Source organism: Streptomyces sp. NPDC000941, assembly GCF_053599555.1.
Window position 1 is genome coordinate 39123 of sequence record NZ_JBSFMM010000069.1, and the last position, 9842, is coordinate 48964.

General features: G+C 71.4%; 11 protein-coding genes. 4 read left to right on the forward strand and 7 right to left on the reverse strand.

Features of this window, described 5'->3' with window-relative positions; genetic code table 11:
- Positions 1-36 precede the first annotated feature (36 nt).
- A complete protein-coding gene (locus ACWDSL_RS22760) occupies positions 37-1359 on the forward strand; it encodes an FHA domain-containing protein (RefSeq protein WP_450488121.1) in 1323 nt (440 codons plus the stop codon).
- A 151-nt stretch (positions 1360-1510) separates the two neighbouring features.
- Entirely contained in the window at positions 1511-2257 is a 747-nt protein-coding gene (locus ACWDSL_RS22765; RefSeq protein ID WP_450488123.1) for an SDR family oxidoreductase, read from the forward strand.
- Between the two features lie 23 nt (positions 2258-2280).
- On the opposite strand, the gene ACWDSL_RS22770 is transcribed toward ACWDSL_RS22765, so the two are convergent.
- A complete protein-coding gene (locus ACWDSL_RS22770; RefSeq protein ID WP_450488125.1) occupies positions 2281-3330 on the reverse strand; it encodes a methyltransferase domain-containing protein in 1050 nt (349 codons plus the stop codon).
- Between the two features lie 80 nt (positions 3331-3410).
- On the opposite strand from ACWDSL_RS22770, the gene ACWDSL_RS22775 reads away from it, so the two are divergent.
- Positions 3411-3815, forward strand: coding sequence for a globin (locus tag ACWDSL_RS22775; RefSeq protein WP_450488127.1), 405 nt, complete (start codon positions 3411-3413; stop codon positions 3813-3815).
- A gap of 75 nt (positions 3816-3890) precedes the next feature.
- Here ACWDSL_RS22775 and ACWDSL_RS22780 read toward each other — a convergent pair whose 3' ends face one another.
- From ACWDSL_RS22780 to ACWDSL_RS22805, 6 genes are all read right to left on the reverse strand, one after another.
- The gene (locus ACWDSL_RS22780; RefSeq protein ID WP_450488129.1) at positions 3891-4703 is read right to left on the reverse strand and encodes a hypothetical protein; all 813 of its coding nucleotides are present in this window, start codon (positions 4701-4703) and stop codon (positions 3891-3893) included.
- Positions 4700-5197: an acyl-CoA thioesterase gene (locus tag ACWDSL_RS22785; RefSeq protein WP_450488131.1), complete on the reverse strand. Its 498-nt coding sequence runs from the start codon at positions 5195-5197 to the stop codon at positions 4700-4702. The genes ACWDSL_RS22780 and ACWDSL_RS22785 overlap by 4 nt, the downstream gene beginning before the upstream one ends.
- Before the next feature lie 2 nt (positions 5198-5199).
- A complete protein-coding gene (gene ettA / locus ACWDSL_RS22790) occupies positions 5200-6864 on the reverse strand; it encodes an energy-dependent translational throttle protein EttA (protein ID WP_450488133.1) in 1665 nt (554 codons plus the stop codon).
- 324 nt (positions 6865-7188) lie between these two features.
- Entirely contained in the window at positions 7189-7857 is a 669-nt protein-coding gene (locus tag ACWDSL_RS22795) for a YdcF family protein (RefSeq protein ID WP_450488135.1), read from the reverse strand.
- Positions 7854-8243, reverse strand: coding sequence for a hypothetical protein (locus ACWDSL_RS22800; protein ID WP_450488137.1), 390 nt, complete (start codon positions 8241-8243; stop codon positions 7854-7856). The genes ACWDSL_RS22795 and ACWDSL_RS22800 overlap by 4 nt, the downstream gene beginning before the upstream one ends.
- On the reverse strand, positions 8233-9042 hold the full coding sequence (locus ACWDSL_RS22805) for a GntR family transcriptional regulator (protein WP_450488139.1): 810 nt from the start codon (positions 9040-9042) through the stop codon (positions 8233-8235). The genes ACWDSL_RS22800 and ACWDSL_RS22805 overlap by 11 nt, the downstream gene beginning before the upstream one ends.
- A 424-nt stretch (positions 9043-9466) precedes the next feature.
- Here ACWDSL_RS22805 and ACWDSL_RS22810 point away from each other — a divergent pair, with 424 nt between their 5' ends.
- Complete coding sequence (locus ACWDSL_RS22810; protein WP_450488141.1) at positions 9467-9667, forward strand: hypothetical protein; 201 nt, start codon at positions 9467-9469, stop codon at positions 9665-9667.
- The last annotated feature ends 175 nt before the right edge of the window (positions 9668-9842 follow it).

The window sequence follows — 9842 nt, forward strand, 5'->3', positions numbered from 1 at the left end:
AAGCGCCGAGAACGGCACAAGAGGGGGAACACCGACATGCCGACCTGCCCTAACGGCCACCAATCAGCGGCCGACGACTGGTGCGAGGTGTGTGGCCACCGGATGTCGGGGACACCCATGCCCACGGGCGCCGTCCCCCCGCCTCCGCCACCGCCGATGCCCGGCCCGCCCGGGTTCCCGGGAAGCGCTCCGGGCCCCGCGGGCCCGGGAGGTCCCGGCGTCCCGGACGGCATGGGTTTCCCCGGCGGGTCGCCACCGCCGGGCGCCCCGGGGCCCCAGGGCCCGCCCGGGGGCTACGGCTATCCGGCGCCCGCCCCGCAGCCACCGGACGCCCAGGGATTCCAGGGTCCGCCCGGGGGCTACGGCTACCCGGCGCCCGCCCCGCAGCCGCCGGACCCCACCTTCCAGGCGGAGCTGTGCCCTCAGTGCCGTACGCCCCGTGAGGCGCAGGCACCGTTCTGCGAGGAGTGCCGCTACAACTTCCTGACCCAGTCGCCCACCTCGTACGCCCCGCCGCCCCCGCCCGGGTCCGGCGGCTTCCAGCCGCCGCAGCCCCCGCAGCCGCAGGCGTTCCCGCCGCAGGGGCCCCACGGGGGTCCGGGTCCGGGCGGCTACCCGGCGGGCCCGCCTCAGCCGGGTCACCCGAGCCCGGCCGAGCCGCTGCTGCCCTCGCCGCCGATGCAGCAGCCTCCGGGCCCGTCCTTCGCCAACGACGACTGGACGCTGCAGCCGCCGAACGCCGCGGGGCCCGCCGCGTCGCCGAACGCTCCCGCGCCCCCGTCGCCGTACGGGCAGCCGCAGCCGCCCCAGGCCCCGGCCCCGCCCGGGCCCGCCTTCGGCGGCGGCGACTACCCGGGCGCCCCGGCGCCCGGACCGCACCAGGGGCCGCCCGCCCACTTCACCCAGGGCACAGCCCAGGGCGGCCCTCCGAGTCCTCCCGGGCCCGTGGCCCCCGCGGGGTGGGTCGCGTTCGTCGGCCCGGACCGTGAGTACTTCATGGCGATGATGCACCGCAGCGGCCCGGAGGCGGCCGGTCTGAACCTCCCGGCCTACTCCCCCGAGCAGCAGCTCCCGCTCACCGGGCCGCAGATCACCATCGGCCGCCGCCGCCACAGCACCGGCGAGTCGCCCGATATCGACCTGGCGCGCCCGCCGGAGGACCCCGGGGTCTCCCACCAGCACGCGATGCTCGTCCAGCAGCCGGACGGCGGCTGGGCGGTCGTCGACCAGGACTCGACGAACGGCACCACGATCAACGGCGGAGAGGACCCGATCCAGCCGTACGTCCCGATCCCCCTCCAGGACGGCGACCGCGTCCACGTCGGGGCCTGGACGACGATCACCGTGCGCCGGGGATAGGGCCGAGGACGGCTCCTCTCCCCCGGCTGACGCGACGCAGCCCGGTGGCGGGCGACCGGCCGACTTCTTCGGCCGACAGCCCGCCGCCGGAGGCGCACCCTGCATAGATCCGGGGCGGAACATCCGCTCACCGAGATGTGTGGAGGGTGCAATGCCAGCGCTGAAAGGCAAGACCGCGGTCGTCACCGGAGGCTCGCGGGGCATCGGCCGGGCCATCGTGGAGCGGCTGGCCCGCGACGGCGCCGAGGTGGTGTTCAACTACGCGCGCAGCGCCGAGGCCGCCGAGGACGTCGTCCGCGCCGTCGAGGAGACGGGCGGCCGCGCCCGCGCGGTGCGGCTGGACCTGACCGGGCCCGGGGCGGCGGAGCAGTTGATGGAGACCGCGTCGCAGGGGCCGTCCGGCGGCGTGGAGATCCTGGTCAACAACGCGGCCGTGAACCTCCCGAGGGCCCCTCTCGCCGAGATCGAGGAGGAGGACTTCGACCATCTGCTGTCGGTCAATCTGAAGGCCGCCTTCCTGACCGTGCGGTACGCGGCCCGGCATATGCCCGACGGCGGGCGGATCGTCAACATCTCCACGCTCAACACCGTCCGGGCCGTGCCGGGCGTCGCCCCGTACATGATCAGCAAGGGTGCGCTGGAACAGCTCACCGCGGCGGCCGCGCAGGAGCTGGGGGAGCGCGGCATCACCGTCAACACGGTCTCCCCGGGGGCGACCGACACCGACATGCTGCACGACGCGAACCCCGGCGACGTGCTGGACCTGATCGTCAGCATCACCCCGCTGCGCCGGCTCGGGCAGCCGTCCGATGTGGCCGACGTCGTGGCGTTTCTGGCGGGCCCGGACGGCCGCTGGCTCACCGGCCAGAACCTCCGGGCCTCGGGCGGTCTCAACTAGGAGCCCACTTCCGCCGAGCCCGTTCAGTGAGCCCGTTCGGCGTGGGCAGGCCCCAGCGGCCAGGCGTACGCGCCCTCCGGGTCGTCCAGCCACGCCCACTGCCGCCGCTCCCGCACCGTCACGCCGTAGCGCTCCCGCCCCGGCCGGCCCTCGTGCTCCCACAGTGCGAGGGCCTCCAGCGGGTCCAGCCACGCCGTGACCACGTTCAGCAGAAAGCGGAAGGAGTCTTCCAGCAGCGGTTCGGTCGGCAGTCCCTTCGTACGGACCGGGGGCCGGGGCTCGCTGCCGCGCAGCGGGACGAAGTACGCGGGGGTGGTCAGGAAGCGCCCCTCGCCGTGCTCGGCGTCGGCGACCCACAGCGCGATCAGCCCGGTGGCGAGCGGCGCCAGGATCAGCGCGCCGCACCGGCACTGGTCCAGCCAGGCGGGCGGCAGGGCGGTCACGGCGCAGGTGACGATGATCCGGTCGAAGGGGGCGCGCGAGGGGCAGCCGAGCGCCCCGTCCCCGGTGACGGCCGTCGGCTGGTATCCGGCCGCGGCCAGGTGGTCGCGGGCGGTGTCGGTGATGTCCGGGTCGATGTCGACGGTCGTGACCCGGTCCTCGCCGAGCCGGTGCGCGAGCAGCGCCGCGTTGTAGCCGGTGCCGGTGCCGATCTCCAGCACGCTGTCCCCGTCCCGTACCGCCAGGGCCTCCAGCATCCGCGCCATCAGCGACGGCTGGCTGCTGGAGGAGACGAGCTCGCCGTCGCGCACCCGCGTCGCCAAGGGCGCGTCGGAGTACACCCCGGCCAGCCAGCGCGCCCGCCGCGCGGGTTCGGTGTCGTGCCGCCCCAGCCGTTCGTAGAGCGCCGTCCCGCCGGATGTGCTCGGCTCGCCCGCCTCGTAGTAACGGGGGACGAACACATGGCGCGGCACCTCCTCGAAAGCCTCCCGCCACGCCGGGTCGGTCAGCCCGCCGCCCTCGGCGATCTCCCGGACCAGGGCGGCACGCAGCGTCGCGGCCGTCGCGGCGTACGGATCGGACTTCCGGTCCGCGCCATCCGCGCCGCGCCTGCCCGTGCGCGTGCTGCCCATGACTCCACTGTCCTGCGCCCGCGCCTCCATCGCGACCTACGTCCGGAGTCCTCCGTCAGGCGGTCTGAGAGCATGGGGGAGTGACAGAGATTCCGCGCGGCACGCTTCAGGAACAGACGTTCTACGAACAGGTCGGCGGCGAGGAGACCTTCCGGCGCCTGGTGCACCGCTTCTACCAGGGCGTAGCCGAGGATCCGCTGCTGCGGCCCATGTATCCCGAGGAAGACCTGGGCCCGGCCGAGGAGCGGCTGCGGCTCTTCCTCATGCAGTACTGGGGCGGTCCGCGCACCTACAGCGAGAACCGCGGCCACCCGCGGCTGCGCATGCGCCATGCGCCCTTCACCGTGAACCGCGGCGCTCACGACGCCTGGCTGCGTCATATGCGCGACGCCGTGGACGAGCTGGAGCTGGCACCCGAGCTCGAGCGGCAGCTGTGGGACTACCTCACCTACGCGGCCGCGTCCATGGTCAACACCGCGGGCTGACCCCGCCGCCGCCCTCCCACAGCCGCTCGCTCGGGCGGCTCGGACGAGGGCCGACGGCGGCTGGTCAGGCGGCGGTCAGGCAGGGCTCACCGACAGGCCCGAGAGCCCCGGCAGCCCCGTCTTGCGCACCGCTATCGAGCCGTACGGCGTGCGCAGCCGCAGCCAGCCGCCCGCGCCGAGCAGCGCAAGCTGCTCGGGCTCGGGGGCGAGCGCCGTCGCCCCGCCGCCCGGCGAGCCGGTCGCCACGGCCGCGGCGACCGGCTCCGAGGTGCGGGCCTGGCGCAGAAAGCCCAGTGACTGCGCGGCGTGTACGGCGCGCAGTGGGAGGCCGGTCTCGCCGAGCGTCCGGGACCAGATCTCGCGGCCGATGCGGTCCCGCTCGGCGCGGGTGCGCCGCTCCTCGGGCAGCGCCGCGTCCCGGGCGCGGAACTCGGCGACGGCCGAGGCGACCGCCCCGCGCACCTCGGCCACGCCCGGCAGACCGGGCACCCGGCGCCAGCCGCCGCGCGGCGGCAGCAGCCCGGCCCATGGCGGGCCGGTGACCGGGTCGGGTACGGCCACGGCCAGGCCGGCCGGACCGTCGGGCGCCGCACCGGCGCCGTCTGCCCTGCGCCGCGCCGCCGCGTCGAGCGCCGCCGCGTCCAGCGCGTCCGCGAACTGCCCGGCCGAGACCGTCGTGTCCAGTACGGTGTCGGCCGCGAGCCGGGCGGTACGGATGGCGAGCACTTCGAAGGACGGCGGGCGGCCGAAGACGGCGAGCACTCCGCCGCCCGCCTGCAGCCGCACCGCCGCGGCCCGGTCGTAGTGGATCAGCCGGGCCAGGAAGGCGGCGAGGTCCGCCGCCTCCCCCGGGTCGGCGAAGCGCAGCTCCTCCCCCTGCACCGTCATACGGTCACTGCCCCCTCGGGCTGCTCGTCCCGCCCGGTAGCCGCAGCGGACCCGGCAGCCTCGGGAGCCGCCTCGGCGGCCCCGGCGGCGTCTTCCCGGTATTTCACCAGGAAGCCCTCCTCCTCGGAGGTGAGACGGCGCGGACGGCCGCGCTCCAGGTCATAGGGGACGATCATGGTCGAGGCCCGCGCGTACACGGTGTCCTCGTCCTTGACCTCGTACCCGAGCGTGATGAACGCGGCGCCGGTCTCCTTCACCCACAGCTCGATGGTCACCGGGGCGTGCCGGTGGACGAGCGGCCTGAGGTAACTGATCTCGTGCCGGGCGACCACCACGCCGCCGGTGAACGCGCCGCTGTCGTCCCCCGGCGCCAGCCGCCAGATGAAGTCGACGCGCGCCTCCTCCAGATAGCGGAGGTAGACCACATTGTTGACGTGGCCGAACGCGTCCATGTCGGACCAGCGCAGGGGGCAGGAGTAAATATGGCGGGCCACACTCAGCCCCGGGTCAGCTTCTTGTAGGTGGCGCGGTGCGGACGGGCCGCGTCCGCACCGAGGCGGTCGACCTTGTTCTTCTCGTACGCCTCGAAGTTGCCCTCGAACCAGAACCACTTGGACTCGCCCTCGTACGCGAGGATGTGCGTCGCGACGCGGTCGAGGAACCAGCGGTCGTGGGAGACGACCACGGCGCAGCCGGGGAACTCCAGCAGCGCGTTCTCCAGCGAGGAGAGGGTCTCCACGTCGAGGTCGTTGGTCGGCTCGTCGAGGAGCAGCAGGTTGCCGCCCTGCTTGAGGGTCAGCGCGAGGTTCAGGCGGTTGCGCTCACCGCCGGAGAGCACCCCGGCCGGCTTCTGCTGGTCCGGGCCCTTGAAGCCGAACGCGGACACATACGCGCGGGAGGGCATCTCGACCTGGCCGACGTTGATGTAGTCCAGCTCGTCCGAGACGACGGCCCACAGCGTCTTCTTGGGGTCGATGTTGGCGCGGCTCTGGTCGACGTAGGAGATCTTGACCGTGTCGCCGACCTTGATGTCGCCCGCGTCCGGGGTCTCCAGGCCCTGGATCATCTTGAAAAGCGTGGTCTTGCCGGCGCCGTTGGGGCCGATGACGCCGACGATGCCGTTGCGCGGCAGGGTGAAGGACAGGTCGTCGATCAGGACCTTCTCGCCGAACGCCTTGGAGAGGTTCTCCACCTCGACCACGACACTGCCCAGGCGCGGGCCCGGCGGGATCTGGATCTCCTCGAAGTCCAGCTTCCGGGTCTTCTCGGCCTCGGCGGCCATCTCCTCGTAACGGGCCAGTCGCGCCTTGGACTTGGCCTGGCGGCCCTTGGCGTTGGAGCGGACCCACTCCAGCTCTTCCTTCAGGCGCTTCTGCCGCTTGGCGTCCTTCTGGCCCTCGACCTTCAGCCGGGTCTGCTTGGTCTCCAGGTAGGTGGAGTAGTTGCCCTGGTAGCCGATGGCACGGCCGCGGTCGAGCTCCAGGATCCACTCGGCGACGTTGTCCAGGAAGTACCGGTCGTGGGTGATGGCGACGACGGTGCCGGCGTACTGGGCGAGGTGCGCCTCCAGCCACTGCACGGACTCGGCGTCCAGGTGGTTGGTGGGCTCGTCGAGCAGCAGCAGGTCGGGCCCCTCGAGCAGCAGCTTGCACAGGGCGACGCGGCGCTTCTCACCACCGGAGAGGTTGGTGACCGGCCAGTCGCCGGGCGGGCAGCCGAGGGCGTCCATCGCCTGCTCGAGCTGGGCGTCCAGGTCCCAGGCGTTGGCGTGGTCCAGCTCCTCCTGGAGCTTGCCCATCTCGTCCAGCAGCGCGTCGGAGTAGTCGGTCGCCATCTGCTCGGCGATCTCGTTGAAGCGGTCGAGCTTGCCCTTGATCTCCGCCACGCCGTCCTCGACGTTCTCCAGGACGGTCTTGGTCTCGTCCAGCGGGGGCTCCTGGAGCAGGATGCCGACGGTGTATCCGGGCGAGAGGAAGGCGTCCCCGTTGGACGGCTGCTCCAGGCCGGCCATGATCTTCAGCACCGTCGACTTACCGGCGCCGTTGGGACCCACGACACCGATCTTGGCGCCGGGCAGGAAGCTCAGCGTGACATCGTCGAGGATCACCTTGTCGCCGTGAGCCTTGCGCGTCTTGCGCATGGTGTAGATGTACTCAGCCAAGAGAAACCGTCCGGCAATCGTAGGTATCGAAGTGCGGTCTTACCACGAGGTTCGCCGCCCGTGGATCGGCATGCGGCTGCGCCGCGTCGTCAGATACACCCCATCTTGCCGTACGCCAAGCTCGCGACGGAAACCAGTTCCTCAGAGTGCTCTGATCACCAGGTGGGGCGACGGCCGCCCTACCTGGTGATGGTCGTCATTGGTCGTTGTTGGTCGTCATTGGCCGCCCTCGGACGGCCCACAGACGGCCCCACGGTCACACCGCTGTGAGTAGACGGGACGGCCCTGCCGGGCCGTCCCGTCCCACGCCTGCCCCGTATACGCTCACGCACGCGTCGCCGCACCAACGGACACGATGCGGCTCGTGAAGCCGTCACTGCGTAGCCGTTCGTAGGCCGCCATCACGTCATCGGGCACCACTTGCCTGATCATGAAGCCCTGATCGGGGTAGATCAGCAGCCGCTGCAAGGCGCCGACGAGCATGTCAATCACGAGGCGCGGGTCCCCGATGGAGTCCAGGTATTCCTCGAAGGTCATCGGCGCGGACGCGCTGACGACCTGCACCTCGGGCCAGAGTTTGCGCGCCGTCGCATACGAGCGCCGTTCCTCGTACGGCTTGCTGATCAGCAGCACGGATGACACATCGACGCCGGATTCTTCGAGCAGTGCCCGTGAGAATCGAATGTTCTCGCCGGTATTGCGCGCCCGGGGCTCGACGAGCACGGCCGAGCTGGGTACCCCCAGCTCCAGCGCCCGCTCCCGGTAATGGACGGCTTCGCCGCGCGGCATGGCGTCCAGCGTCGTGGGGCTGTTGGCCCCGGTGAAGACCAGCAACGGAGCCATGCCGCTCTCGTACAGCCTCACGGCCGCATCGGCCACGCCCAGGTCGTGACTCCCCAGGCCGATGGCGACCGAGCAGGGCCGCGCTGTGTGACCCATCTGGTGGTAGTCCCAGACGCGCCGGGCATCCGCCCATGCCTGCGCCGAGATCACTGGCCCTTCCCGAGTCCGGCAAGGCGCAGCGCCTCGGTCGCCTCGCCGCTCGGGAGCTGCTGGGCCCACGCCACGAACGCGGTCTGTGCCTGGGCGGAGTCGGCCAGGCCAAGCGCCCGCGCCAGTTGCTCCCACGTCGCTCCGTGCCGCAGACCCTCGAGAACAAGGTGCTGCTCCTGGTCGTCGAGGACGCGGCGGATAACAGCGCCGAGCGCAAGAGCAGCGAGTGCATCCGGCGCGCTGGCGCTGCTCTTGTCCTGGCCGATGACACGCCCGGTATGGCGCTCCCGTCGCTCGGCCAGTAGCCACAGGTCGGCGGTGGGCACGTCGCTCGGGGCCGTGATGACCGCTGTGTCGATCGGCTGCGGCTTTCCTTCACTCGGCATGGGGGGCGCCTTCCTCATCTTTCTGATCGGCGGAGTCGGGGACCTTGAAGTCGTATTCCCAGGCGAAGCGCGTGGCGGCGTGCACTCCGATGGCGAACTCGACCACTGTGCCATCCGCCGTGTACGTGGTCCGATGCAGCTCGACGACGGGTTCGCCCGGTGGGAGCTGGAGAAGCTTCACTTCCTCGGCCGTCGGGACGCGTGCGAACAGCGATTCCTTCATGTGGTCGATCTCGTACCCCGCGTCGTACAGCACGCGAAAGCCGCCGCCCCTACCGGCCGGGCCGGGCGTCGGGTCGACCAGTCTCGTTCCCTCCACATGCTCGGGCCGGTAGTAGCTGGTCAGGGTGTGCGTCGGCTGCTCGCCTTCCTTCACCAGTCGCGCTCGTGCATAGACCTCGGCACCAGCCGGTAGACCGTGGGCGGCAGCGGCGGCCGGAGGCGCCACGACACGACTAACGGTCTGGGTCTGCTCGCCACGACGGTACGCACGCCCGGAGGCGACGCGGTCGGCGATGAACGCCACCTCGCCCCCATCGCGCCACTTGGCCTTGTCGTATCGGGCAATGCCGAGTCGCTTGAGCGGCGCTCGCTGGCGCACGACGGTGCCATGGCCGCGCGAGGAGGTCACCAACCCCTCGGCTTCCAGCGCCTTATAGGCCGCGTGAACCGTGGACTTGGACCCTTCACCCGCTTCCACAAGGTCTCTGATCTGCGGCAATTGGTCGCCCGGCGCGTATTCACCGTTCCGGATCTTCTCGGCGATCCGGTCCGCAAGCTCCCGCCACTTGGGTGCCATGCAGAACCTCCTCTCGACATCGCCCAGTGAAACACAGTCCCAGGACTGTTGACAGTCCCAGGACTGTGCGCCATTGTCTTGTCATCGGCCGCAGTCCTAGGACAGCGACCGAAGGAGGGCCTTCTTTGGGCTGCTCCGACAGCGCCCGGAGGGCCCCGTGAGACGGGTCCGAAGGAAGCGTTCGTTCCTTGAAAACTCAACAGTGGACCGAGGATCTACCGCCTGTCCTCAGCTCAGCAATGAGCCAAGAAGGTGGCCCGCGCGGAGCAAGACCCGCGCACTCTTTGACCTTTCCGCCGCGCTGTCTGCGGCGGCCGGTTGCCTCCTCCGCCCGTCCGGGCCGCTCTGTGCGGTGCCGTACGGGCGGGGTTGAGGGGAGCCGGACAGTCCGGCCAAACCCATCGCAGAGACACGGAGAAGTTCCATGGCGAAGAACCGGAACAACAACGACGAGACGGTCGTCAACTACGCCGCGCCCGGCAGCGTGGTCGGGATCCAGTGCGGCGGCAGCATCAGCGGATCCACTGTCGTCGTGAACGGGTCCACCGTCGACCAGTACCCCAGCGGCCGGTGGATCGACGTCGAGGACATCGACCACACCCGCAACTCCAACCCCGACGAGTGACCTAGCACCCCTAACCCCCTCGTCGGCGTGACCGGCTGGCTGCCGTGACCGCGCTGGTGCTCTGTTGGCCCGTCCCCTACGGGCCTCCCCATCACTTCAACGGCGCGCTTTGCCGTCCTCGATGCCGGTGAACAGCTCCCGGCGGTCCGGCGCCTCCGCGGCGAGGGCGGCGCGG

Excerpts from the sequence above, each read along its gene's own strand:
- ACWDSL_RS22760 (WP_450488121.1), top strand. The coding sequence starts at position 37 with ATGCCGACCTGCCCTAACGGCCACCAATCAGCGGCCGACGACTGGTGC.
- ACWDSL_RS22770 (WP_450488125.1), bottom strand. The coding sequence starts at position 3,330 with ATGGGCAGCACGCGCACGGGCAGGCGCGGCGCGGATGGCGCGGACCGG.
- ACWDSL_RS22780 (WP_450488129.1), bottom strand. The coding sequence starts at position 4,703 with ATGACGGTGCAGGGGGAGGAGCTGCGCTTCGCCGACCCGGGGGAGGCG.
- ACWDSL_RS22810 (WP_450488141.1), top strand. The coding sequence starts at position 9,467 with ATGGCGAAGAACCGGAACAACAACGACGAGACGGTCGTCAACTACGCC.
- ACWDSL_RS22765 (WP_450488123.1), top strand. The coding sequence starts at position 1,511 with ATGCCAGCGCTGAAAGGCAAGACCGCGGTCGTCACCGGAGGCTCGCGG.
- ACWDSL_RS22800 (WP_450488137.1), bottom strand. The coding sequence starts at position 8,243 with ATGCCGAGTGAAGGAAAGCCGCAGCCGATCGACACAGCGGTCATCACG.
- ACWDSL_RS22805 (WP_450488139.1), bottom strand. The coding sequence starts at position 9,042 with ATGGCACCCAAGTGGCGGGAGCTTGCGGACCGGATCGCCGAGAAGATC.